Origin of the sequence: Mycetocola reblochoni REB411 (assembly GCF_900163835.1) — a bacterium.
GTDB lineage: Bacteria > Actinomycetota > Actinomycetes > Actinomycetales > Microbacteriaceae > Mycetocola_B > Mycetocola_B reblochoni.
On record NZ_FUKR01000042.1, the window covers coordinates 33,124 to 58,176 of the forward strand.

The 25,053-nt window shown below is 72.1% G+C and carries 21 protein-coding genes and 1 riboswitch; of the genes, 13 read left to right on the plus strand and 8 right to left on the minus strand.

Annotated elements, in window-relative coordinates; all coding sequences use genetic code 11:
• Positions 1–108: 108 nt before the first annotated feature.
• Together FM119_RS07725 and FM119_RS07730 are read right to left on the minus strand one after the other, a co-directional pair.
• Positions 109–600 carry a hypothetical protein gene (locus FM119_RS07725; protein ID WP_143822651.1) on the minus strand — a complete coding sequence of 164 codons (492 nt, stop codon included), beginning with the start codon at positions 598–600 and terminating at the stop codon, positions 109–111.
• Positions 601–849: 249 nt separating this feature from the next.
• Positions 850–1,788 (minus strand): FHA domain-containing protein, encoded by a 939-nt coding sequence (locus FM119_RS07730; protein ID WP_087137101.1) that lies wholly within the window; start codon positions 1,786–1,788, stop codon positions 850–852.
• Between the two features lie 129 nt (positions 1,789–1,917).
• Here FM119_RS07730 and FM119_RS07735 point away from each other — a divergent pair, with 129 nt between their 5' ends.
• The 4 genes from FM119_RS07735 to FM119_RS07750 are packed head-to-tail and all read left to right on the plus strand — an operon-like array spanning position 1,918 to position 5,855.
• Positions 1,918–3,126, plus strand: a complete 1,209-nt coding sequence (locus FM119_RS07735; RefSeq protein WP_179205256.1) for a YihY/virulence factor BrkB family protein — start codon at positions 1,918–1,920, stop codon at positions 3,124–3,126.
• Between the two features lie 9 nt (positions 3,127–3,135).
• Complete coding sequence (locus FM119_RS07740; protein ID WP_087137103.1) at positions 3,136–3,987, plus strand: exodeoxyribonuclease III; 852 nt, start codon at positions 3,136–3,138, stop codon at positions 3,985–3,987.
• A 54-nt stretch (positions 3,988–4,041) separates the two neighbouring features.
• The gene (gene trpS, locus FM119_RS07745; RefSeq protein WP_087137104.1) at positions 4,042–5,052 is read left to right on the plus strand and encodes a tryptophan--tRNA ligase; all 1,011 of its coding nucleotides are present in this window, start codon (positions 4,042–4,044) and stop codon (positions 5,050–5,052) included.
• The gene (locus FM119_RS07750; RefSeq protein ID WP_087137105.1) at positions 5,049–5,855 is read left to right on the plus strand and encodes an HAD family hydrolase; all 807 of its coding nucleotides are present in this window, start codon (positions 5,049–5,051) and stop codon (positions 5,853–5,855) included. The genes trpS and FM119_RS07750 overlap by 4 nt, the downstream gene beginning before the upstream one ends.
• A 139-nt stretch (positions 5,856–5,994) precedes the next feature.
• Here the strand turns inward: FM119_RS07750 and glpK are convergent, their stop codons facing one another.
• From glpK to FM119_RS07765, 3 genes are all read right to left on the minus strand, one after another.
• Entirely contained in the window at positions 5,995–7,509 is a 1,515-nt protein-coding gene (gene glpK / locus FM119_RS07755) for a glycerol kinase GlpK (protein WP_087137106.1), read from the minus strand.
• A 49-nt stretch (positions 7,510–7,558) separates the two neighbouring features.
• Entirely contained in the window at positions 7,559–8,338 is a 780-nt protein-coding gene (locus FM119_RS07760; protein WP_276327876.1) for an MIP/aquaporin family protein, read from the minus strand.
• Between the two features lie 104 nt (positions 8,339–8,442).
• Positions 8,443–10,155, minus strand: a complete 1,713-nt coding sequence (locus FM119_RS07765; RefSeq protein WP_087137107.1) for a glycerol-3-phosphate dehydrogenase/oxidase — start codon at positions 10,153–10,155, stop codon at positions 8,443–8,445.
• 98 nt (positions 10,156–10,253) lie between these two features.
• Here FM119_RS07765 and FM119_RS07770 point away from each other — a divergent pair, with 98 nt between their 5' ends.
• The 7 genes from FM119_RS07770 (at position 10,254) to FM119_RS07800 (ending at position 18,810) form a co-directional block, all read left to right on the plus strand.
• The gene (locus tag FM119_RS07770) at positions 10,254–11,276 is read left to right on the plus strand and encodes a sugar-binding transcriptional regulator (protein WP_087137108.1); all 1,023 of its coding nucleotides are present in this window, start codon (positions 10,254–10,256) and stop codon (positions 11,274–11,276) included.
• A 183-nt stretch (positions 11,277–11,459) separates the two neighbouring features.
• Positions 11,460–11,617: riboswitch (FMN riboswitch) on the plus strand.
• 60 nt (positions 11,618–11,677) lie between these two features.
• Entirely contained in the window at positions 11,678–12,712 is a 1,035-nt protein-coding gene (gene ribD, locus FM119_RS07775; protein WP_087137109.1) for a bifunctional diaminohydroxyphosphoribosylaminopyrimidine deaminase/5-amino-6-(5-phosphoribosylamino)uracil reductase RibD, read from the plus strand.
• A complete protein-coding gene (locus tag FM119_RS07780) occupies positions 12,712–13,353 on the plus strand; it encodes a riboflavin synthase (RefSeq protein WP_087137110.1) in 642 nt (213 codons plus the stop codon). Before ribD ends, FM119_RS07780 begins: the two co-directional genes overlap by 1 nt.
• The gene (ribA, locus tag FM119_RS07785) at positions 13,350–14,672 is read left to right on the plus strand and encodes a GTP cyclohydrolase II (protein WP_087137111.1); all 1,323 of its coding nucleotides are present in this window, start codon (positions 13,350–13,352) and stop codon (positions 14,670–14,672) included. The genes FM119_RS07780 and ribA overlap by 4 nt, the downstream gene beginning before the upstream one ends.
• A complete protein-coding gene (gene ribH, locus FM119_RS07790) occupies positions 14,669–15,139 on the plus strand; it encodes a 6,7-dimethyl-8-ribityllumazine synthase (RefSeq protein WP_087137112.1) in 471 nt (156 codons plus the stop codon). Before ribA ends, ribH begins: the two co-directional genes overlap by 4 nt.
• Before the next feature lie 240 nt (positions 15,140–15,379).
• Positions 15,380–16,726 carry an MFS transporter gene (locus tag FM119_RS07795; RefSeq protein WP_087137113.1) on the plus strand — a complete coding sequence of 449 codons (1,347 nt, stop codon included), beginning with the start codon at positions 15,380–15,382 and terminating at the stop codon, positions 16,724–16,726.
• A 140-nt stretch (positions 16,727–16,866) separates the two neighbouring features.
• Positions 16,867–18,810 carry an ABC transporter ATP-binding protein gene (locus FM119_RS07800; RefSeq protein WP_087137114.1) on the plus strand — a complete coding sequence of 648 codons (1,944 nt, stop codon included), beginning with the start codon at positions 16,867–16,869 and terminating at the stop codon, positions 18,808–18,810.
• A gap of 73 nt (positions 18,811–18,883) precedes the next feature.
• Here the strand turns inward: FM119_RS07800 and FM119_RS07805 are convergent, their stop codons facing one another.
• On the minus strand, positions 18,884–20,704 hold the full coding sequence (locus FM119_RS07805) for a phosphoenolpyruvate carboxykinase (GTP) (RefSeq protein ID WP_087137115.1): 1,821 nt from the start codon (positions 20,702–20,704) through the stop codon (positions 18,884–18,886).
• A gap of 123 nt (positions 20,705–20,827) precedes the next feature.
• On the opposite strand from FM119_RS07805, the gene FM119_RS07810 reads away from it, so the two are divergent.
• The gene (locus tag FM119_RS07810; RefSeq protein ID WP_087137116.1) at positions 20,828–22,270 is read left to right on the plus strand and encodes an XRE family transcriptional regulator; all 1,443 of its coding nucleotides are present in this window, start codon (positions 20,828–20,830) and stop codon (positions 22,268–22,270) included.
• A gap of 46 nt (positions 22,271–22,316) precedes the next feature.
• Entirely contained in the window at positions 22,317–23,093 is a 777-nt protein-coding gene (locus FM119_RS07815; protein ID WP_087137117.1) for an alpha/beta fold hydrolase, read from the plus strand.
• Between the two features lie 4 nt (positions 23,094–23,097).
• Here the strand turns inward: FM119_RS07815 and FM119_RS07820 are convergent, their stop codons facing one another.
• Positions 23,098–23,673 (minus strand): isochorismatase family protein, encoded by a 576-nt coding sequence (locus tag FM119_RS07820; RefSeq protein ID WP_087137118.1) that lies wholly within the window; start codon positions 23,671–23,673, stop codon positions 23,098–23,100.
• Between the two features lie 122 nt (positions 23,674–23,795).
• On the minus strand, positions 23,796–25,053 hold a 1,258-nt coding region (gene dacB, locus FM119_RS07825), incomplete at its 5' end, for a D-alanyl-D-alanine carboxypeptidase/D-alanyl-D-alanine endopeptidase (RefSeq protein ID WP_087137119.1).

Consider the following 25,053-nt stretch of genomic DNA (forward strand, 5'->3'; position numbering starts at 1 on the left):
GTGTCAGCGGTGTGCCGCGGTCGCCAGAGAGCGTCAGCGGTGTGCGCGATCGCCAGAGAGCGTCAGCGATGTGCGCGATCGCCAGAGCGGGTCAGCGGTGTGCCGCCGTCAGTCGACGCCCGCGGGGATCTCGACGCAGCTCGGCTCACCGGCAGCGGACAGCTCGTCGCCTCGCTCCACCTGGACGGTGACGCAGAGGCGCGAGCCGGGAACGCCGTCCACGACGAATCCGGTTCCGTCCTGCACGCGCTGCTCGCCGTCGTCGACGGTCACGAGATACCTGTCCCCCTCGGCCAGGCCGGGATCGTCCCAGTCGAAGCGGGCGAACGCGCCGTCGGCACTCGCGCTGACCTCGCCCACACGCGGGGGCGCTCCGCCGCCGAGCAGGGTCGGCACCACGGCCAGTCCGAGCAGAACGAGGGCGACGGAGAGGCCCGCGCACACCACGACGGCGGCCACCACCGCGGCCCGCCGCTGAGGGGCGACGGCGTCGCGCTCTGCGGCAGCAGGCCCCCCGGTGGCCGAGCCACCGGTGGCCGTGCCACCGGTGGCCGTGCCACCGGCAGCGGTGGCCCGGGCGTCCGAGCCCCCGGCGGACACGGGCTCCGCGCGGATGCGGCCCCGCCGCGGTCCGGGTGTGTCGGTGTCCCTGCGTCCCGCTGCGCCGCGCTTGCCCACCCGTGATCCCCGTCCCCGGCCCCCCGACCGTCGCGGGGAAGTCTATGTGGAGCGCGGCGGGCGCTGTCCCGAAGCGGCGCAGGGCCGAGGGAAAACCCTGACTGAGCGGCGACGACGCGTGCACCGCGGCTCCGCCGGCGTGCCGCCGGACGGCCATCCCGCCGATGCCGCTCAGGCGCCGCGCGGGCCGCCCGTCGGCTCCTGGACGATCTCGATGATGTTGCCGTCCCCGACGTCGATGTGCGTGCCGACGACGAGGACCTCGGGCTCGCCGCCGCGGAGCTGGTGCCACGAGGACCCCGGCTGCAGCACGCTCGTTCCGTTGGTCGACCGCAGATCCGTCGCGACGACGAGGTCGCCGACGAGCTTGAGCTCCAGGTGCGTCGCGGAGACGAGCTTGCCCGGCGACACCAGGGCGACCAGGCGCGCCGGATCGGGAAGGGGGATCTTCGGCTGGCGCGGGTTGCGGCCGAAGTAGTGGGTGGCGTCGAGCTCGTGCACGCTGCCGCCGTTGACGCGGAACCCGACGAACTGCGGGAGTGTCGGATGCGGCCGCGTCTCCCTCGAGACGAGGACGTCCGGCGACATGACGGTCATCCCGTCGTGCCGGGAGACGCCGTCGGAGTCCTGCCGTGGCGCGGCGACACGGAAGCGCCCGTCGAGGCGCTGGGCGACGATGATGCCGCCGTCGAGCGGGATGCCGGGGCCCTTCGGCGCCCCGCCGGCCAGACCGTTGACCTCGCCGCAGACGACGACTCCGGCCGCCGGCTCAGCCGAGGCGCCCGCCGCGGTCGTCGTCGCGGTCGCCCTGATCCAGCCCGCCTCCGTCCACAGGTCGACGCGCTCGGCCCCGGCGATCCGCACCCTGACCGTCGAGTCGGTCGCCCAGCGGACGATCGCCCAGTCGGCCGGGGCGGACGCCCCCCGCGAGAGGATGGCCCGCTCGATCTCGGCCAGGTCGACGGCCGGGTCCTCGACGAGTGCCCAGAGCTGCTCGGCCAGGTCGGGCTGGGTGGGGACCGGCAGCACGACGATCCACTCCCCGTGGACGACGAAGACCCTGTGGCTGCCCGCGTCGGCGGATGAGTAGCGGTAACTGTGCACGGTCACGACGAAATGGATCCCTTGGTTCGGCGCCGCGACCCGGGGCTCCGCAGCTCTCCGGTCCATTCTGCCCAAGGTCGCCTCCGCCGCACCACCGGGGTGACCCATCCGTGCACCCTCGCTAGGGTTGAGGCCGTGACCACCTCCTCCCAGACCGGGCGCGGCCCGTCGACCGCCGAACAGGAGCTCAGCCCTCTCGAACGGACCGTCGTCGAGAGCGACAGCGCCATCTCCAACCGGATCCAGTCCCCCGTTCTCCGCGCGGGCGCGATCGGCCGTGCCGCGGCCGCGTCGAAGCCCGCCCGCGTCGCCAGGCACTACCTCAGCGGCGAGGGCAATCTGCTCGCGGCCGGCATGAGCTTCCAGTCGGTGTTCGCCGTGTTCGCCGCCGTGTTCGTCGGCTTCTCGATCTTCGGCCTGTTCCTGTCGCGCAACTCCGACGTGTTCGACTCGCTCGTCGACATCGTCAACTCGGCCGTGCCCGGGCTCCTCGGCGACGAGGGAGCGATCAAGACCGACAGCCTGCTCCAGCAGAACATGATCAGCTGGACGGGCATCATCGCCCTCGCCGGACTGCTCTGGACGGCGATCGGGTGGATGTACTCCACGCGCCAGGCGATCAGGACCGTGTTCCGGCTGCCCCGCGACAACCGCCCCTTCGTCCGCCAGAAGGTGGCCGATCTCCTGCTCGCCGCGGGCTTCGGCGGCGTCATGCTCGTCTCCGCCGTGGTGTCGGTCGTCAGCACCCAGATCTGGGAGTGGCTGCTCGGCACCACCGGCGTCGGCACCACGAGCGTGTGGGCCACGATCGGCTCGCGCGCCCTGGCCGTCGTGATCTCGGCCGCGCTGAACTTCGTCGTGCTGTCGACGATGTACCGCGTGCTCGCCCACATCCCCATCCCCAAGCGGCTGCTCTTCGAGGGCGCGGCCGTCGCCAGCGCCGGCATCGCCATCCTCGGCCTGTTCGCCGGCATCATCATCTCCGGCGCGAGCAAGAACCCGCTCCTGGCGACCTTCGCGGTCTTCGCCGGTCTGCTCGTGTGGTTCAACATGGTCAGCAGGGTCATCCTGCTCGGGGCGTCGTGGATTGCCGTGAGCGTGGCCGACAGGGGCCTGGCCGACCGCATGCTCAGCGACGAGGACCGTCGGGCCGAGCTGGCCAGGGCAACCCTCGTCGTGGCGAGGGAGCGCCTGCGCGAGGCCGAGGAGAACGAGGCAGGCACGCGGTTCTGGGGCCGGCGGCGCGCGCGGAGGCTGACGGAGACCCGCAGGGACGAGCTCGCCGCGGCGGAGCGGGAGGCCGAGGCCAACTCGACCGGCCCCTCCGCCTCGCTCGGCACCTAGACTGGTGCCATGAGTTCCGGCAGCACGCTTCGCATCGCATCCATCAACGTCAACGGGATCAGGGCGGCGTACCGCAAGGGGATGGGCGAGTGGCTCGAGGGCCGCGGCGCCGACATCGTCGCCGTTCAGGAGGTGCGGGCGCAGACCGAGGACATCGAGAAGCTGCTCGCCCCCGGCTGGCACCTGCTCCACGACGCCGCGAACGCGAAGGGCAGGGCGGGCGTGGCCCTGTTCAGCCGGATGCCGGCCGTCGCGCACCGCACCGCGCTCGGTCCGGAGGAGCTGGACAGCAGCGGCCGCTGGCTCGAGGCCGACTTCGAGGTCGACGGAAAGCTGCTCACGGTCGTCAGCACCTACGTGAACTCGGGCGAGGTCGACACCCCCAAGCAGGACCAGAAGTGGCTGTTCCTCGAAGCCATGACGGAGCGCCTTCCCCAGTTGGCGGCCGAGCGCGAGCTCGCGCTGGTCACCGGCGACCTCAATGTCGGGCACCGCGAGCTCGACATCAAGAACTGGAAGGGCAACGTCAAGAGGGCCGGCTTCCTCCCCCGCGAGCGTGCCTACTTCGACCGCTTCTTCGGCCCGCAGGGCGAGGAGGTCACCGGTGTCGACGGCACGGTCGGCCCCGGGCTCGGCTGGGTCGACGTCGGCCGCCGCTGGGCCGGCGAGGTCGACGGGCCGTACAGCTGGTGGTCCCAGCGCGGCCAGGCCTTCGACAACGACACGGGCTGGCGCATCGACTACCACGTCGCCACCCCCGCCCTCGCCGAGACGGTGACCGGCTACGCCATCGACCGCGCGCCCGCCTACGACAAGCGCTGGTCGGACCATGCGGCCGTCGTCGTCGACTACGCGCTCTAGCGCGAGCCGCGAGCACCAGACCACGCACCCGAGCTCGACCCCGAAAGACCCGTCATGACCCGTCCCCTCCTGTTCTCCGGCATGCAGCCGTCCTCCGACTCCCTCCACCTGGGCAACTACATCGGCGCGCTGCGCCAGTGGATCACGATGCAGGACGAGTTCGACGCGCTGTTCTGCGTCGTCGACCTGCACGCGATCACCGTTCCCCAGGACCCCGCCGAGCTGAGGGCGCGGACGAGGGCGACGGCCGCGCAGTACATCGCCGCCGGCATCGACCCGGCCAGGTCGACCCTGTTCGTCCAGTCCCAGGTGCCCGCCCACACCGAGCTGGCCTGGGTGCTCAACACGGTGACCGGCTTCGGCGAGGCCAGCCGGATGACCCAGTTCAAGGACAAGTCGGCCAGGCAGGGGCAGGAGTCGGCGAGCGTCGGCCTGTTCACCTACCCGATCCTCATGGCGGCGGACATCCTGCTCTACCAGACGGCGCAGGTCCCCGTCGGCGAGGACCAGCGCCAGCACCTGGAGCTGACCCGCACCCTCGCCGAGCGCTTCAACTCCCGCTTCGGCGAGACCTTCACCGTGCCGGAGGGCGTCATCCCCCGGGCGTCGGCGAAGATCTACGACCTGCAGAACCCGACGGCGAAGATGAGCAAGTCCGCCGAGAGCGAGGCGGGCCTGATCAAGGTCCTCGACGACCCGAAGGCGACGGCGAAGAAGATCATGCGCGCCGTCACCGACACCGACGGCGAGATCCGCTTCGACCGCGAGGCCAAGCCGGGTGTGAGCAACCTGCTCTCGATCCACGCGGCCCTCACCGGACGGAGCGTCGACGCCGTCGTCGAGGAGTTCGCCGGCGGCGGGTACGGTGACCTCAAGAAGGCCGTCGCCGAGAGCGTGACGGCGACCACCGCGCCGATCGCGGCCAGGACCGCTGAGCTCCTCGGCGACCCGGCCGAGCTCGACCGCATCCTCGCCGACGCGGCAGAGGTCGCCTCCGAGCGGGCGGAGCGCACGCTCGAGCGCGTGTACGACCGTGTCGGGCTTCTCCGCCCCGCGCGCCGATGAGCGGCGACGGATCGCGCTCGGGGGCGCACTGGGCCGACGGGACCGCGATCGACCTCGTGCTGTTCGACCTCGACGACACGCTGCTCGACCACCGCACCGCGGTGGAGCGCGGCATCGCCTCCCACGTCACCGACGGCCCGCACCGGATCGCCGACATCGACCTGGAGTCGGCGACGCGGCGCTGGCACGAGCTGGAGCACCGGCACTACCACCGCTACCTCGCCGGCGAGCTGACGATGGCGGGACAGCGCCGGGCGAGGGCCGCCGACTTCGTCACCGAGTTCCACCGCGCCCCGGCCGACGACGCGGCGGCCGACGCGTGGTTCGACGCCTACTTCGAGCGCTACCGCACGAGCTGGGTGCTGTTCGAGGACGCTCTGCGCTCGCTCGACGCGCTCACCGCCTCCGGTGCGCAGCTCGGTCTCATCACCAACGGCGACGAGGACTACCAGCGGGTCAAGCTGGACCGGCTCGGCCTGTCCGACCGCTTCCTCTCACCGGTGTTCTCCGGTGCCGAGGGCGTGAGCAAGCCCGACCCGGCGATCTTCACGACGGCCCTCGCCCGGCACGGGGTCGATCCGTCCCGGGCCGTGTACATCGGCGACCGGCTGCGAACGGACGCGATCGGCGCAGCACGGGCGGGACTGCACGGCGTCTGGCTGACCAGGGGCGAGGTGGACGCGTCCGCCCTCGGGCACGGTGACGCCGCACCGTCTCCGGCCCAGATCGACGCGGAGGTCGCCGCGGCCGGCGTCCGGCGCGTGTCCTCCCTCGACGAGTTCACGGCGCTGCTGCTCGGCTGAGCCGGGCTTCCGGCCCGACCGGTCCCGTCCCGGAGGCGGAGCCCACCACGGCCCCTCCCCCGCCGCAGCGGGGAAGGGGCCGTGGTGGGCTGGCGCGGGGCGGGGACCGCCCCGTCCGCCTCGCGGGTCTCCGTCCGCCTCAGCGGACGTCCTCGTCGACCCAGTCGAAGGTCCGCGTGACGGCCTTCTTCCACAGCCGGTACTGGCGGTCGCGCTCGGCGGGGTCCAGGTTGGGCTCCCAGCGCTTGTCCTCCTGCCAGTTGCCGCGCAGGTCGTCCAGGTTCTCCCAGAAGCCGACGGCGAGTCCGGCCACGTAGGCGGCCCCGAGCGCCGTCGTCTCGGCGACGACGGGGCGCACCACGGGCACGCCGAGGACGTCGGCCTGGAACTGCATGAGCGTGTCGTTCGCCGTCATCCCCCCGTCCACCTTGAGCTCTTCGAGCGGGACGCCGGAGTCGGCGTTGACCGCGTCGAGCACCTCGGCGGTCTGGAACGCCGTGGACTCCAGCGCCGCCCGGGCGACGTGGTTCTTGTTCACGTACCGGGTCAGGCCGACGACCGCGCCCCTGGCGTCGGGACGCCAGTACGGGGCGAACAGGCCGGAGAAGGCCGGGACGATGTAGACGCCGCCGTTGTCCTCGACCTTCGCCGCGAGGGTCTCGACCTGCGGCGCACTGGAGATGAGGCCGAGGTTGTCGCGCAGCCACTGGATGAGCGAGCCGGTCACCGCGATCGACCCCTCCAGCGCGTAGTGCGCCGGCTGGTCGCCGAGCTTGTAGCCCACCGTCGTGAGCAGGCCGTTCTCGGACTTCACGATCTCCTCACCCGTGTTGAAGATGAGGAAGTTGCCTGTGCCGTAGGTGTTCTTCGCCTCGCCGGCGTCGAAAGCCGCCTGGCCGAACGTCGCGGCCTGCTGGTCGCCGAGGATGCCGGCGATCGGGGTCTCGCGCAGCAGGCTCTCGTCCGAGGCGTGACCGTAGACCTCGGAGGAGCTCTTGATCTCGGGAAGCATGGACAGCGGCACACCGAACTCGGCGAGGATGTCCTCTCGCCAGGACAGCGTCGTCAGGTCCATGAACAGGGTGCGGCTGGCGTTCGTGACGTCGGTGACGTGGATGCCGCCCTCGACACCGCCGGTGAGGTTCCAGATCACCCAGGTGTCGGTCGTGCCGAACAGCAGATCGCCCGCCTCGGCCTTCTCCCGTGCGCCCTCCACGTTCTCGAGGATCCAGGCGATCTTGGTCCCGGCGAAGTACGTCGCCAGCGGCAGGCCGACGACGTCCTTGAAGCGGTCGACGCCGCCCTCGGCCGCCAGGCGGTCGACGATCGGCTGCGTCCGGGTGTCCTGCCACACGATCGCGTTGTAGACCGGCTTGCCGGTGGTCTTGTCCCAGACGACGGTGGTCTCACGCTGGTTGGTGATGCCGATCGCCTCGACGTTGTGCCGGGTGACGTTCGCCTTCGACAGCGCCTGGCCGATCGCCTCCCTGGTGTGCTCCCAGATCTCCATCGGGTCGTGCTCGACCCAGCCGGCGTGGGGGAAGATCTGCTCGTGCTCGAGCTGTCCGGTCGAGACGATCGATCCCGAGCGGTCGAACAGGATCGCCCGAGACGAGGTCGTTCCCTGGTCGATCGCGATGACGTACTTCGCCATGGTGCTACTCCTTTGTCTCCATGAGTGAGTTCAGTTGGGGGTGACGGGGTCAGAGCATGATCGGCAGGAGCAGGGTCGAGCTCCAGCCGGCCAGCGCGCCACCGATCAGCGGTCCGACGACGGGGACCCACGAGTAGGACCAGTCGCTGGTGCCCTTGCCCCTGATGGGCAGGATGGCGTGGGCGATGCGGGGACCGAGGTCACGGGCGGGGTTGATGGCGTACCCGGTCGGGCCACCGAGCGAGGCGCCGATGGCGAGCACGATGAACGCGACGGGGATCGCACCGAGGGCCGCCATTCCGGCGGGGGTGGACAGATCGGGGTCGCCGACCCGGCCGAAGCCGACGACGGCGAAGACGAGCACGAAGGTACCGATGATCTCGGTCACGAGGTTCCAGCCGTAGCTGCGGATGCCGGGGCCGGTGGAGAACACGCCGAGCTTCGCGCCCTGGTCGGCGGTCTCGTCGAAGTGCTTCTTGTAGGCCAGGAACACCAGGACCGCACCGATGATCGCACCGATCATCTGCGCACCGATGTACACGGCGACCGAGACGACCGACACGGGGACGCCGGGGACGAACTCCTCCGTGCCCGCGGCGATGAGGCCGATGGTGACGGCGGGGTTCAGGTGCGCGCCCGAGGCGTACGACACCGTCACGCCGCCGAACACCGCGAGGGCCCATCCGACGTTGATGAGGAGCCAGCCGCCGTCGAAGCCCTTCGTCTTGGCCAGGACCACGTTGGCGACGACACCGCCACCGAGCAGGATCAGCATGGCTGTTCCCACCGTCTCCGACAGGAACACCGTTCCCAATGCTGTTGTGTCCACTTTGACTTCCTTCTCTGCTGTGACGGCGCGATCATCGTCGACCCCGTCGTTGACGCCCTGCCCCGGCGGGGAGGGCGGCCCCGGCCCACGCGGCCGGGAATCCTCTAGCGCGTGCTGGTCTGCGCCTCCGTCACGTCGACGCGGTGCCGCGTGCGCAGCTCCTCCGCGAGGGCGGCAATCTCGGCGTCGCGGCGCTCGGCGTCCCAGCCGAGCACGGGCGCGACGACGTCGGCGACCTCGGCGACGCTCTCCGCGGTGGCCGAGCCGGTGAAGGCGATGGCGCTGCGGCGCAGCACGATGTCGGACAGGTGCTCGACGTGGTCGGCCTCGGCGAGGTGGCGCAGCTCGGTGGTGCTGTAGTCGGGCAGGGTGTCCAGCGCCTCGTCGCCGTCCTCGGCGATCCGGTCGATGATGCGGGAGGCGATGGTCCCGTAGCGCTCGAGCAGCTGTTCGGCGCGCGCAGTGTTCACGCCGTCCGCGTGCGCCCGCAGCCAGACCTGGCGCTGGGCGTCGGTCTTCGGGTAGCCGACGCCACCGCCGATGGCGAGGTTCTGCGTGTCGACCCGGCGCTGCACACCGATGCGCTGCAGCGCCTCGGAGGACAGGTGCGCCGCGAGCGCGCGGAAGGTCGTCCACTTGCCTCCGACGAGGGAGAGCGTGGGCACGCCGCCGGCCTGACCGTCGACGATGCGGTAGTCGCGGGAGACGAAGCCGGGCGCGGTGTCGCCGTGGCCCGGCAGCGGGCGGATGCCGGAGAAGGTGTAGACGATCTGCTCACGGTTCACGGCGATGTCGGGGAAGACGTGGCCGATGAGCTCGAAGAAGTAGTCGATCTCGTCGTCGGTGCAGACGGTGCTCTCGCGGGGGTCCGCCTCGAGGTCGGTGGTGCCGACCATGACCTTGCCCTTGAGCGGGTAGATCAGGACGATGCGGCCGTCGTTGTTCTCGAAGAAGATCTCGCGGCCGCCGGTGGCGGCCAGCAGCTCGGGGTGGTCGAGCACGATGTGCGAGCCCTTGGTGCCGCCCATGTAGCTGGTCCGTTCGCCGAGCGCCTCGTTGGTGAGGTCCGTCCAGGGGCCCGAGGCGTTGATGACCAGGTCGGCGGTGAAGGTGAACTCCTCGCCGTCGCGGCGGTCGCGCAGCACGGTGGCGCCGTTGCGGGTTCCGACCGCCTCGACGTAGTTCGCCGAGCGGGCGTTGTCGCCCACCGCACGGCCGTCGTTGAGCACGTCGAGCGCGAGGCGCTCCGGGTCGTGCACGGAGGCGTCGAAGTAGGTGGCCGTGTACTTCAGGCCGGGGTTGAGCCGCGGCAGGGTCTTCAGTGCCGACGCGCGCCGGCGGAAGACGTGGCGCGGCACGGCGCCGCCGCCGCGGGAGAAGGAGTCGTAGAGCACCAGGCCGGTCTTGATGAGGAACGCACCGCGCTCCTTCGGCTTGCCCTGCTTGTGGGTGAGGAAGCGCAGCGGTGCCGCGAGGATGCCGGAGAAGGTGCTGAAGATCGGGATGGTGGTCTCGAGCGGCTTGACGTAGTGCGGCGCGATGGCCAGGAGGCCGTTGCGCTCGGTCACCGACTCCTTGACGAGCCGGAACTCGCCGTTCTCGAGGTAGCGGATGCCGCCGTGGATCATGTGGCTGGACGCGGCGGAGGCGCCGGAACAGTAGTCGTTGCGCTCGACGAGGGCGACGTCGACGCCCTGGAGGGCGAGGTCACGGAAGGTGGCGATGCCGTTGATCCCGCCGCCGACGATGAGGACCTGCGCCCGGGGGCGGTCGCGAAGCGATGCGACGTCGGCGGGGGTGAGCGGGTCGTGACTCACGGCAGTACTCCTTTGTCATGCGGTCGGGTGGTGCGTTACACCGATTCTTGGCTAGGCTTCACAACCGGTCAAACCTAGTGAACGGATGTGCACGCACGATGCCGGATACCCCCGATCGCCGCCCCGTCCGGGGGACGGACAGCCCCGTCGACCGATCGCACTCCGGCCTCCCGGACAAGACACGGGACGCCCTCATCGCCGCCCAGCTCTACTACGAGCAGGACCTGACGATGGACACCATCGCCAGGGAGCTCGGCACCTCGCGGTCGACGGTGTCGCGCCTGCTCAGCCACGCGAAGGCGACGGGCCTGGTCCACATCAGCATCCACTCCCCGCTCGAGGAGCCGCGGCAGCTGGAGAGCGAGCTGCGTTCCCGCTTCGGGCTGAGCGCCAACGTCGTCCCCATGCCGGACCGGATCAACGCCGTCGACCGGCTCGATCGGGTCGCCAGGACGGCGGCGCGCGTGCTGACCTCCTACGTCGACTCGAACATGCGGCTGGGGATCGCGTGGGGTTCGACGGTGACCGCGATCAGCCGGCACCTCAGCCCGCGCACGACCCACAACTCGATGGTGGTGCAGCTGAACGGCGCGGCCAACCCGAGCACGACGGGTCTGCTCTACGCCAGCGAGATCCTGCAGCGCTTCGCCAGCGCGTACAGCATGACGGTGCAGCAGTTCCCCGTCCCCGCCCTGTTCGACGACCCCGACACCAGGACCGCACTCTGGGCCGAGCGGAGCATCCAGCGGGTGCTGACCCTGCAGACCCGCCTCGACGTGGCACTGTTCGGTCTCGGCTCCCCCTTCGCCAGCGTGCCCAGCCACGTCTACAGCGGGGGGTACCTGGATGCGAAGGACTACGACTCGATGGTCGCGGACGGCGTCGTGGGCGACGTCGCCACCGTGTTCTACCGCGAGGACGGCACCGACGACGGCATCGCCCTGAACGCCCGGTCCTCCGGCCCGCCGCTGGAGACCGTCAGGGCCATCTCCCGTCGCGTCTGCGTCATCGCCGGGCAGGGCAAGCTCCCCGCGCTCCGCGGAGCGATCAGGGCGGGCCTGGTGACGAACCTCATCATCGATGCGCCCACGGCCAGGGAGCTGATTCGCCGCACGGGCTGAGCCCCGGCGGAGCGGCACCAGGCAGGGCCTTGACACCGGGCAGGGGCGCGGCGCCGCGCGGAGGTGTGGCGCCCGGCAGGGGCGCGGGGCGGGGCGCACAACACGAGGTGCGGGCGTCACGACGCGTCATGAGTGCGGGGGAATACGGCTGCGGCCTGCCGGTTGAACTACGATGACACTGAACAACGTGCTCCGGGGTCGGTGAGAATCCGAACCGGCGGTGACAGTCCGCGAACCCCGGCCGACAGGCCGAGGCCGACCCGGTGGAATTCCGGGACCGACGGTGATGGGGCGCTCCTTCGCAGGAGCAGCTCCGAGTCCGGATGGGAGGCAGCACGTCGACGGCTCACGCCGTCGCGCGCCGACCCCTGTCGCCCCGGACTGACCACAGCCGAGGACACATGGACCACTCTTTCCCGCAGCACCGGTGGGACGACCCGATGCGACGCGCCTTCGCTCTGGCCGCGCAGGGCCCCGAGCGCGGCATCAACCCCCGCGTCGGCTGCGTCATCCTCTCCCCCGACGGCCGGACGCTCGCCGAGGGGTTCCACCGCGGCGCGGGGACCGCACACGCCGAGGTCGACGCCCTGAGCCGCCTGGCCCCCGGGGCCGCGAGCGGTGCCACCGCCGTCGTCAGCCTCGAGCCCTGCAACCACACCGGCCGCACCGGACCGTGCGCTGAGGCGCTCATCGCCGCGGGCATCGCACGCGTCGTCTACACGGTCGCCGACCCCGGCGAGGCCTCCTCCGGCGGCGCCGAGCGGCTGCGTGCCGCCGGCGTCGAGGTGGCCGGAGGGGTCCTCGTCGCCGACGGCGAGGCGCTCCTGGACGACTGGCTCGTCGCCGCCAGGCTCGGCCGTCCCGTCGTCACCGTGAAGTGGGCGAGCACCCTCGACGGCCGGGCGGCCGCCGCGGACGGGAGCAGCCAGTGGATCACCGGACCCGAGGCACGGGCCGACGTGCACCGCGAACGGGCCGCGGCCGACGCCATCATCGCCGGGATCGGCACGGTGCTCGCCGACGACCCCGCGCTGACCGCCCGGACACCCGACGGGCGGCCGCTGCCCCGCCAGCCGCGCCCCGTCGTCGTCGGGCACCGCCCGGTCCCCGACGATGCGGCGGTGCGACGGCACCCGCTCCCTCTCACCACCCTCCCCGGCGACGACCTCGCCGCCGAGCTCGCGGGACTGCACCGCGAGGGGGTGCGCTCCGTGTTCGTCGAGGGCGGCCCCGCGCTCGCCAGCTCGATCGTCCGCGCCGGACTGGCCGACCGGCTCCTGGTCTACCTCGCCCCCGCTCTGCTCGGCGGACCCCGCACGGCACTCGACGCGCTCGGTGTGACGAGCATCGACGAGGCCATCCGCTACCGCTTCACCGAGGTCGTCCCGCTCGGGGCCGACCTCAAGATCACCGCCCGCCCGGAAGGAGCACGCTAGTGTTCACAGGAATCATCGAAGAGCTCGGCACCATCACGGCCATCGAGCGCGGGCCCGACGCCGCTCGCTTCACCGTCGAGGCGCCGCTGGCGGTCTCCGACGCCTCGCACGGCGACTCGATCAGCGTCAGCGGGGTCTGCCTGACCGTCGTCGGGCAGGACGCGTCCTCGTTCACCGCCGACGTCATGGCGCAGAGCCTGCTCACCTCGACCCTCGGCGAGGCCCAGCCCGGCCGGAGGGTCAACATCGAGCGGGCGGCCCGGCTCGGCTCCCGCCTCGGCGGGCACATCGTCCAGGGGCACGTCGACGGCACGGCCACGCTCCTCAGCCGCGTCGACGCCGAGGCGTGGCGGGTGCTCCGCTTCCGCCTCGACCGCGAGCACGCGCCGCTGGTCACCGCCAAGGGGTCCATCACGCTCGACGGCGTCTCGCTGACGGTGAGCGCGATCAGCCCGGCCGACGCCGACGAGCACTGGTTCGAGGTCTCACTCATCCCCGAGACGCTCACCGCCACCACGCTCGGCGACCGCTCCCCCGGCGATGCCGTCAACATCGAGACGGACGTCCTCGCCCGCCACGTCGAACGCCTCATCGCCCTCACCAGCACACCGCAGCCCACCACGAAGGAGACCCGCGCATGAGCGGCTCACGCATCACTCAGGCCCTCGCGGCTCTCCGGGCCGGACGGCCCGTGCTCGTCGCCGACGATGAGGGGCGCGAGAACGAGGGCGACATCGTCCTCGCCGCGCAGACGGCGAGCCGGGAGTGGCTGGCCTGGACGATCAGGCACTCGAGCGGATACGTCTGCGCGCCGATGACGGCGGAGATCGCCGACCGGCTCGCCCTGCCGCTCATGGTCGCCGATGGCCAGGACCCGCGTCGCACGGCCTACACCGTGACCGTCGACGCGGCCGACCGGATCAGCACGGGCATCAGCGCCTCCGACCGCGCCCACACCCTCCGGGTCCTCGGCTCCCCCTCGTCGGGGCCGGGCGACCTCATCCGGCCGGGGCACGTCGTCCCCCTCCGCGCCGTCGCCGGCGGGGTCCGTGAACGCCCCGGCCACACCGAGGCCGCGGTCGAGCTGGTCAGGCTGGCTGGTCTCACGCCGGTCGCGGCGATCGCCGAGGCTGTTCAGGACGACGGCGACATGCTCCGGTTCCCCGGGCTGCTCGCCCTCGGCGCGGCCAACGACCTCGTCGTGCTCACCATCGCCGAGATCATCGAGCACCTCGACGCGCTCGACGCCGCGGGCGAGTCGACGGCGGCGCCGGTCACGGAGGCCGACGAGGACCCCGTCGTCAGCTTCGAGGTCGAGACCACGGTGCCGACCACGCACGGGACCTTCCGCCTGCGCGCGTACCGCGACCACGTCACCGGTGCCGACCACATCGCCATCATCTCCGGCACGCCGGGCGAGGGGGCGCTCGTCCGCGTCCACTCGGAGTGCCTGACCGGCGAGGCCTTCGGCTCGCTGAAGTGCGAGTGCGGCCCGCAGCTCGACGCCGCGCTCGACCGCATCGCCGCGGACGGCGGCGTCGTCGTGTACCTCAGGGGCCAGGAGGGACGCGGCATCGGCCTGATCAACAAGCTCCGCGCCTACCGCCTGCAGGAGGACGGTCTCGACACCCTCGATGCCAACCTCGCGCTCGGCCTCCCCGCCGACGCGAGGGAGTACACCGCCGCCGCGGCGATCCTCACCGACATCGGGGTCAGCAACGCGCGTCTGCTCACCAACAACCCGGACAAGCAGAGCCAGCTCGAGCGCCACGGCGTGCACGTGGCCGCGCGGGTGCCGCTCGTCGTCGGCATCGGCGAGGTCAACGCCCACTACCTCGAGACCAAGCGCGACCGGATGGGCCACCTGCTTGCCCCCGGAGGCCTGACCGCCGCCGACGGGTCCGACGCCCCCGTCCGCACCACCCCGACCGGCACCACCCCCACGGAAGGAATCGCATGAGCAGCCAGGGAGTCCCCCACATCACGACCGACGCCACCGGCCTGAGGGTCGTCGTCATCGCCGGCCGGTGGCACGAGACCATCAGCGACGGCCTCATCGCCGGGGCGCAGGCCGCCCTCGACGCCTCCGGCGCCGAGCACAGCCTCGTTCGCGTCCCCGGCAGCTTCGAGCTGCCCGTCGCCGCACTCGCCGCACTCGAGGCGGGCGCGGACGCGGTCGTCGCGCTCGGGGTCATCATCCGGGGCGGGACACCGCACTTCGAGTACGTGTCCTCCGCCGCGACCGACGGCCTGACCTCGGTGAGCGTGCGCACCGGCAAGCCCGTCGGCTTCGGGGTCCTGACCGTCGACACCGAGCAGCAGGGGCTGGACAGGGCCGGGCTGCCCGGGTCCGCGGAGGACAAGGGGCGCGAGGCGGCGGAGGCGGCCGTGTCGACCGCGCGCGTGGTGGCCGAGCTGCGCGGCTGAGCCCGTCGCACCCCGCTCACACCCCGTCGCACCCCGGTCACGGGGGTGCGACGGGCGGCGCGACGCGGCCGGGGATTGCGACAGGCCCCGTGATCGGGCGTAAGGTAATCCTTGGCCCGTCCGCCACAAGCTCACGGCCACACACGCAGCACCTCCCCCTCCTCGTGCCCATCACGCACCCGTGCCGCCCGCGCACCAGGGGTCGAACGCTGCCACCGCGCCCTTCCGTTGGATCCATCTATGTCTACTGCACACGCGCCCGCCCAGGGCACCGCCGCCAACCCCCGCTCCCGCGTCATCCTCGCCAGTCTGGTGGGCACGACGATCGAGTTCTACGACTTCTACGTCTACGCCACCGCGGCGGTCCTCGTCTTCCCCCACCTGTTCTTCCCCGCAGGCAACGACACCGCCGCCCTGCTGTCGTCCTTCGCCATCTTCGGCGCGGCGATGGTCGCCCGCCCGGTCGGCGCCATCTTCTTCGGCCACCTCGGCGACAAGCGTGGACGCAAGGCCACGCTCGTCGGTGCGCTGCTGACCATGGGAATCGCGACGGTGCTCATCGGCGTGCTCCCCACCTACGACATGGTGGGCTGGCTCGCCCCGCTGCTCCTGGTGATCCTCCGCCTGGCGCAGGGCTTCGCCCTCGGCGGCGAGTGGAGCGGCGCGGCGCTGGTCGCGACCGAGAACGCACCCAAGGGCAAGCGCGCCTGGTACGGCACCTTCCCGCAGCTGGGTGCGCCGATCGGCTTCATCATCGCCAACGGCCTGTTCCTCATCATCGCGTTCCTGCTGCCCTCCGACGACCCGACGCGGCCCTCCGACGCCTTCCTCGAGTGGGGCTGGCGCATCCCGTTCCTGTTCTCGCTCTTCATGGTCGCCATCGGCCTCTGGATCCGTCTGCGCCTGGTCGAGTCGACCGCGTTCGAGAAGGCCAAGCAGACCGGCACGGTCCGCCGCCTGCCGCTGGCGACGGTGTTCCGCTTCAACTGGCGCGAGCTCATCCTCGGCACCTTCTTCATGCTGGCCACCTACGTGCTGTTCTACCTGATGACGACGTTCTCGCTCAGCTACGGCCGCGCAGGGAGTGACTCGACCCCCTCCGGCCTGGACTACACCTACAACGGCTTCGTGCTGATGATGATCCTCGGCGTCGTGTTCTTCGGCATCTTCACGCTCGTGTCCGGGCCGCTCGCCGACCGCTTCGGCCGGCGCCGCACGCTCATCGTCGTGACCATCGCGATCATCGCCTTCGGCCTGGTCTGGGTGCCGATGCTGGACGGCGGCTACGTCGGCGTGCAGCTCTGGCTCATCCTCGGCTTCATCCTCATGGGCATGACCTTCGGCCCGATGGGCGCGCTGCTCCCTGAGCTGTTCCCGACGAACGTTCGCTACACCGGCTCGGGGATCTCCTACAACGTCTCCTCCATCCTCGGTGCGGCCGTGGCCCCGTTCATCGCCGTCGCACTGTGGAACGCCGGCGACGGCAGCCCGTTCTGGGTCGGCGTGTACCTCGCCGCGATGGGTGTGATCACGCTCGTCGCCCTCCTCCTCGGCACGGAGACCAAGGACGTCGACATCAACGACTGACGCCCCGCTCCGCCCAGACGGGCCCGCCCCTCGGGGCGGGCCCGTCCGTCGTTTCAGGCGGTAGAGTTGCCGGTGGCCGCCCGCTCCGCCCCCGAGGCCGGGAGCGCCCACGCGGCACGCCACCCGCAGGAAAGAGTGCAATGAGCTCCAGCTCCCCGTCCCCGAGCGCCCGGCGCTCACGCTCACCCTTCGCCCGGCCCTCCGCCGACGACGGGCCCCGCGCCACCTTCGGCCAGCTGATGCCGTATCTGTTCGAGCAGAAGCGTGTGCTCGTCCCGATCCTGGCGCTGTCGCTGCTCGGCGCGCTGACCTCGCTCGCCCAGCCGCTGCTGGTGGCCGAGCTCATCCAGCGCGTGCAGTCCGGTGGCGTCCTCGGTGTGATCGTGTGGCTGCTCGTGGCGCTCGTCGTCGTGTCCTCCCTCGCCAGCGGCTTCGAGCACTACCTGCTGCAGCGCACCGGTGAGGGCGTCGTCCTCTCCAGCCGTCGACGGCTCGTCGCGCGCATGCTCCACCTGCCGATCGCCCAGTTCGACGCCAGACGCACGGGGGACCTGGTCTCGCGGGTCGGCAGCGACACGACGCTGCTGCGCGCCGTGCTCACGCAGGGCCTCGTCGAGGCGGTCGGCGGCGCGCTGACCTTCGTCGGGGCGCTCGTGGCGATGCTCGTCATCGACCCGGTCCTCCTCGGCCTCACGCTGCTCGTCGTGCTCGTCTCAATCGCCGTCGTCGCCCTGCTCGCCGGCCGGATCAGGATCGCCAGCCAGCGTGCCCAGGCGAAGGTGGGCGACCTGACCGCGGCACTCGAGCGGGCGATCAGCTCGGTGCGGACCGTCCGCGCGGCCGGGGCGACCGACCGCGAGATCGCGGAGGTCGACGGCCACGCGACGGAGGCGTGGCGGCGCGGCCTCGACGTCGCACGGGTGTCGGCGCTCGTCGTTCCCGTCGCGGGCGTCGCCATGCAGCTCTCGCTCCTGGTCGTGCTCGGCGTCGGCGGGTTCAGGGTCGCCGCCGGCCAGCTCGACATCTCCGGGCTCGTCGCCTTCATCATGTTCCTGTTCATGCTCATCATGCCGCTCGGCCAGGCGATCGGCGCGGTGACGGCGACGAGCCAGGCCCTCGGCGCTCTCGGCCGCATCCAGGAGATCATCGACCTGCCCCAGGAGACGGACGGGGACGCAGCGCTCGCGGCGGCGCACGCGGGCGGGAGGGCCGACCCCGCCGCCCCCGCCGTCGAGTTCAGGGACGTCCGTTTCCGCTACCCGCACGATGTCGTGCGCGCGCGACGCACGGAGCCCGAGGCCCCGCTGGCCGCGGACTCCGCGGCGCCCGACACGCACGCTCCGGCTCCGGCCGCGGGGAGCGCGACCGGTTCCGGTGCCGGGGCTGGCATTGCCGCCGACCGCCCCTGGGTGCTCGACGGCGTCGGCTTCACCGTGGCCAGGGGACGCCGCACGGCGCTGGTCGGCCCCTCGGGTGCGGGCAAGTCGACCATCCTCGGCCTCATCGAGCGCTTCTACGACCCCCAGGAGGGCGCGATCCTTCTCGATGGCGTCGACATCCGCGCGCTCGAGCGGACCGAGCTGCGCTCGCGCATCGGCTACGTCGAGCAGGACGCCCCCGTCCTGGCCGGGAGCCTGCGTGACAACCTGCTCCTCGGCCGCGCCGACGCGAGCGACGACGAGTGCGTCGAGGTGCTCGAGCGCGTGAACCTCGGCGAGGTGCTGCACCGCAGCGCCGACGGCCTGTCCACACCGGTCGGCGAGCAGGGGGTGCTGCTCTCCGGCGGCGAGCGCCAGCGGCTGGCGATCGGCCGGGCGCTGCTCAGCACGGCCCCGATCCTGCTCCTGGACGAGTCCACCTCGTCGCTCGACGGCCTCAACGAGCAGCTCATGCGCGATGCACTCGACGCGGCCGCCGCGGAGCGGACCATGATCGTCATCGCGCACCGTCTGTCGACGGTGGTGGACAGCGACAGCATCGTCGTCGTCGAGCACGGTCGCGTCCTCGGCTCGGGAACCCACTCGGAGCTGGTCGAGACGGTTCCGCTCTACCGCGACCTCGCCAGGCACCAGCTGCTGGTCTGAGCCCGGCGCACGACGCGCACGGATCCGGCCCCCACCGTGCAGGCGATGGGGGCCGGAGCTGCGGATGGGCGCGTCACCGGTGGCGCAGGCGCTCCCGCAGGCTGTCGAGCTCGTCGACGAGGACGCGCGGCACCCGGCCGTCGAACCCCTCGAAGAACTCCTCCGTCCGCTCCGCCTCGACCAGCCAGTCCCCGCGATCGACGCGCAACAGCTCCGCAACCGTGCGCTCGTCGAGGCCCAGCCCGTCCAGGCGGAGCGCGTCCCCGTCCGGCACACGGCCGATCGGGGAGTCCTGTGCGGCCGCGGTCCCCTCGACCCGGCCGGCGATCCACTCCAGCACGCGCGAGTTCTCGCCGAAGCCCGGCCAGAGGAAGCCGCCGTCCTCGCCGCGGCGGAACCAGTTCACCTGGAAGATCCGCGGCGCACCGTCGCCGAGCCGCTCCCCCACCGACAGCCAGTGCCCCCAGTGGTCGGCCATGTTGTAGCCGCAGAACGGCAGCATCGCGAAGGGGTCCCTGCGCAGCTCGCCGACGGTCCCCTCGGCCGCCGCGGTCCGCTGCGAGGACATCGTCGCCCCCATGAAGACGCCGTGCGCCCACGAGCGCGCCTCCGTCACCAGGGGGACGGTGTCGGCACGACGTCCGCCGAACAGGATCGCGTCGAGCGGGACGGCCGCGCCGCTGACGACCTCGTCGGCCACGCTCGGGCACTGCGCCGCAGCGACGGTGAACCGCGAGTTCGGGTGAGCCGCGGGCCAGCCGGAGTCCCTGCTCCACGGTTGACCGGTCCAGTCGGTGAGCGCGGAGGGCGGCTCGTCACTCAGCCCCTCCCACCAGACGTCGCCGTCCGCGGTGAGCGCGACGTTGGTGAAGATGGTGTTGCCCCAGAGCATCTCGACGGCGGCGGGGTTCGTGTCCGGGCCCGTCCCCGGGGCGACGCCGAAGAAACCGGCCTCCGGGTTGATCGCCCAGAGCCTGCCGTCGGCGCCGGGCTTCAGCCAGGCGATGTCGTCACCGAGCGTCTCGACGCGCCACCCCGGCAGGGTCGGCTGGAGCATCGCAAGGTTCGTCTTGCCGCAGGCGGAGGGGAACGCCGCGGCGACGTGGAACCTCTTGCCCTCGGGCGAGATGAGCCGGATGAGCAGCATGTGCTCGGCGAGCCACCCCTCGTCCCTGCCGATGCTGCTGGCGATGCGCAGCGCGAAGCACTTCTTCGCCAGCAGGGCGTTCCCCCCGTACCCCGATCCGAAGGAGAAGATCTCGCGCGTCTCGGGGAAGTGCACGATGTACTTCTCCTCGTTGCACGGCCACGGGGTGTCTTGCTCCCCCTCGGCCAGGGGCGCGCCCACGCTGTGCACGGCGGGCACCCAGGGCTCCCCCGCGTCGATGCGCTCGAGGGCGCTGCTCCCCGTGCGCGTCATGATCCCCATCGACAGCACCGCGTACGGCGAGTCAGTGAGCTGCACGCCCACCCGCGACAGCTCACCGCCGGGGACCCCCATCGTGTAGGGCACGACGTACAGCGTGCGCCCGCGCATGGAGCCGTCGAACAGTCCGCCGAGCTGGCGTCGCATCGTGGCCGGATCGCGCCAGTTGTTGCTCGGGCCCGCGTCGGACTCCTCCTCGCTGCAGATGAAGGTGCGCGACTCGACCCGCGCGACGTCGTCGGGCGAGCTCCTGGCCAGGTAGCTGTCCGGCCGGCGCTCCGAGTCGAGCGGGATGAGAGCACCGGAGGCGACGGCCAGCTCGGTGATCGCGCGGCGCTGCTCCGGCGCCCCCGTGACCCACTCGACGCGATCCGGACGGGTGAGGGCGGCGATGCGCTCCACCCACCGCTCCACCTCGGCGCGCCCCCGCGCGCTGGTCGTCTCGGCCTCGGACAGCGCTGTCGACATTCGTTCCCCCTCGGTGGTGCCCACCCCGCGGCCCGGGGCTCATCACCATCCTCAGCGCGGGGCCCGTGCACAGCAGGACTCTCCACCTGTCAAAAACGGTGGATCTTTCGTTATCGTGAAAACATGTCGTTCCACCCCGCAGAGCTGCGGACCCTCGGGCACCGGATCCGTCACGCCCGGCTGGCGGCCGGCCTCACGCTGGAACAGCTCGGCGGGACGGCGGGGCTGACGACCAGCCACCTCTCCCTCATCGAGAACGGCAAACGCGAGCCGCGGCTGAGCGCCCTGTCCGCTCTCGCGGAGGCGCTGGGAACCGAGCTCGGCGAGCTGCTGTCCCCCGAGGCGCCCAGCCCCCGAGCGGCGCTCGAGATCGAGCTGGAGCAGGCGCAGTCCTCCGACATGTACCGCACGCTCGCGCTCCCCGCACTCCGGCCGAGCAGGAGCATGGGCGACCCGGTGCTCGAGGCGCTCGTCGGGTTGCACCGCGAGCTGCAGCGCCGGGAGCGTCAGGCCATCGCCACCCCGGAGGAGGCCCGACGGGCCAACACCGAGCTGCAGGCGTGGATGCGCGCCCGCGACAACCACCTCCCCGCCATCGAGGCGCTCGCCGAGGACAGGCTCCGGCTCGTCGGTCACGCCGGGGGCGCGCTCACCCACCGGACGGTGTCCCTCATGGCGGAGCAGCTCGGGCTCCGGCTCATCTACGTCGACGACCTGCCCGCCTCGACCCGCAGCATCACCGATCTCGAGAACGGGCGGATCTACCTGCCGCCCGCCTCGATCCCCGGCGGCCACGGGCTGCGCGCCATGGCGCTTCAGGCGATGGCCCACATCCTGCTCGAGCACACGCGGCCGGCGAACTACGCCGAGTTCCTCATGCAGCGGCTCGAGATCAACTACTACGCCGCCGCCTGCCTCATGCCGGAGACCGCGTCCGTCGCGTTCCTCCAGGCGGCCAAGCAGGACCGCGACCTCGCCGTCGAGGACTTCAGGGACGCCTTCGGCGTCACCCATGAGGCCGCCGCGCTCCGCCTCACCAACCTGTCGACCAGGCACCTGGACATCCCGCTGCACTTCCTGCGCGTCGGCGGCGACGGCGCGATCCTCAAGGCCTACGCCAACGACGGCCTGCCGCTGCCCTCCGACGTGACCGGCTCCGTCGAGGGGCAGCTCGTCTGCCGGCGCTGGGCCGCCCGCCGGGCCTTCGCCCAGACCAACCGGACGACGGAGTTCTACCAGTACACCGACACCCCCGAGGGCACCTTCTGGTGCGCCACCCAGACCGGGAGCACGGCCGACGGCGACTTCTCCATCAGCGTGGGCGTGCCCTTCGCGCAGTCCAAGTGGTTCCGCGGGAGGGAGACCACGGTCAGGGCGGAGTCCCGCTGTCCGGAGCCGTCATGCTGCCGACGTCCGCCCGACGAGCTCAGCGCACGCTGGCGCGACCGCTCCTGGCCGAGCGCCCGGCTGCACGCGCACGTGCTCTCCCCCCTGCCGAGCGGGACGTTCCCCGGCGTCGACGACAACGACGTCTACCGGTTCCTGGAACGGCACCAGGGCGGCTGATCACCCGCCGCACACCTCGCACCCCGAACGGGCGTACCGTTGACGGGTGACCCCCGAGTTCGATCCGCCGTTCACCGTCCGCAGCCCCGACGGCACCCGCCTGGCCGTGTACCGCGCGGGGGCCCCGGACGCCCCGGTCGTGCACGCCGTGCACGGTTTCGCCTCCTCCGCCGTCCTCAACTGGCAGACGTCCGGCTGGGTCAGGGTGCTCGTCAGGGCGGGCTTCGCCGTGCTCGCCCACGACCAGCGCGGCCACGGCGCCAGCGATGCGCCCCACGACCCGGAGGCGTACACGATGACGGCGCTCAGTGCCGACGCCGCGGCCGTGCAGGACGCCGTCGGCGTCCGTCCCTCGCTGTACCTCGGCTACTCCCTCGGCGCACGGGTCGGCTGGCGGCTCGGCCTCGACGAGCCCGAGCGCTCGGAGGCGCTGTTCCTCGGTGGGATGCCGCTCGGCAACAGCATGCGCGGCTTCGACGCCGACGCGGCCAGAGCCGTCCTCGCCGGACGGGACGTCGCCCTCGACCGTCTCACGCGCGCCTACCTGGACATGGCCGCAGCCGTGCAGGGGAACGACCCCGCCGCGCTCATCGCCCTGGCCGACGGGCTGCGCCTGGCCGACCCGGTCGAGGTCCCTCCGTCGCCACCGCGGCTGCGCGGTCTGGCCGTCGGCGAGGACGACGGCCTGCTCGCCGACAACCGCACGATCGCGGAACAGATCGGGGTGGCCTTGACCGTGCTGCCGGGGCGGGGCCACATCTCCGCGGTGACGTCGCGGCCGTTCAAGGACGCGGTGCTGGCGGTGCTCGGCGCCGGCGCCTGACGGCTCAGCCCCGCGTCGACGGCCGCACGAGCGCCCCGCCGGCGGCGAGGTCCTCCAGCGCCGCGGCGCTGCGAGCGGGATCGACGCCGGCGACGAGGTCGTCCAGCACCGTGACGTGCAGCCCCGCCTCGAGGGCGTCCCTCGCCGTGGCGAGCACGCAGTGGTCCGTGGCGATGCCCACGACGTCGACCTCGTCGACGCCGCGCTCCGTCAGCACCTGGATGAGCGCCCTGCCGTCGCCCGTCGTGCCCTCGAACATCGAGTACGCCGGCACGCCCTGCCCCTTGAGCACGTGGACGTCGATGAGCGCGGTGTCGAGGGACGGGTGGTACTCGGCGCCGGCGGTTCCCGCGACGCAGTGCGCCGGCCAGGTGTCGACGAAGTCGGGGACGGCAGCGAAGTGGCCGCCATTGTCGTTGCCGGCGTCGTGCCAGTCCCGCGAGGCGACGACGAGGGCTCCCGCGCCGGAGCGCAGGAAGCCGGTGATCCGGGCGGCGACGGCCGCGCCACCGTCCACGCCGAGCGCGCCGCCCTCGGTGAAGTCGTTCTGCACGTCGACGACGAGTATCGCTCTGGACATGGCCGTTCCCCTCTCCTGCCCCGCCGATCGGGGCGACACGACAACACTACGTCGGAGCGTCATCGGTGCCGGGACGCCCCCGGAGACCGACACCCCGGCGAACCACTGAGCGTGCGAGGCGATCAGCCGGGCGAGTTCGCCAGCCGGTTGCCGCAGCGGTAGTAGGCGGTCGCGAGTGTGTCGATGGGCTGCCGGGAGGCCTCCGACACCCGATCCGTCGCGAAGATGACCGCGATGAGGCGCGAGCCGTCCTCCGCGTCGACGAAGCCCGCGAGCGTGTAGGCCGTCGTGATGGACCCGGTCTTCGCCCTGACCTTGCCCCTGGCGACCTGGTTGTCGCCGGTGAAGCGGTTGCTGTACGCCAGGGTGCCGCTCTCGCCCGCGACGGGGAGCGCGCCGACGATCGGGCCGAGACCGTCCTCGTCCGCGTCCGCGCGCTGGAGCAGGGCGGCGACCAGCTCCGGCGCGACGGCGTTGTTCCTGCTCATTCCGGAACCGTCGGCGAACGTCATGCCCTCCGTGTCGAGGCCGAGGTCCTCGAGCGCCGACCGGATCGCCGGGTCCACGTCGGCCAGGGTGTTGCCCTCACCCGACTCGATCGCGACGAGGCGCGCCAGCATCTCGGCGAGGGTGTTGTCGGAGGGGACGAGCATCGGAGCGAGCAGCTCGGACACGGGAGGCGAGGAGACCTCCGCCAGCGCGCTGCCGTCGCCGGTCGCACCGTCGCGGTCGATGGTCGCTCCGGGGAAGAACGCGGCGAAGGCTTCGGCGGCGCGCCCGACCGGGTCCTCCCCGCGCGGCGAGAGGAACACCGTCGGGTCGGCGCGGTCCGCGTCGACCTGGAGCGTGGTGATGTGGGAGAGCCAGCCGGCCTGGCGCTCGGTCGCGGGCCAGGTGTCCTCCCATGTCGTCCCGCCGAAGAGGGAGCTGTCGACGATGATCCTGCTCACCGGGGTCTGGGCGAGTTCCGGATCGGCGGCCCTGGCCTGGCGCACCTGCGCCGCGAGGTCGTCCAGGTGGGCCGCCCCGGGGTACACGGACTCCTGCCCGCTCGGCAGCCGCGAGAGCGTCAGGTCGCCGCCGCCCCTGAGCACGATCGTGCCCGCATCCGGCCCGCGCAACACGGTGGTGCTGGCACGGTAGTCGGGACCGAGGACCCGGAGGGCCGCCGCCGCGGTGGCCAGCTTCATGACGCTCGCCGTCTGTGCGGGGACGTCGCCCCTGCGGTCGAGCAGCACCTCGCCTGTCTCCGCGTTCAGCACCACGCTCGCCGCGGTGCCGAGGCCGGGGTCGGCGAGCGGGCCGTCGACGGTGCAGTCCCTGATCGGGGAGGCGGGGACGACCGCGGCCGGCGTGGCCCTGGTCGCGGCGGGGGTGGGC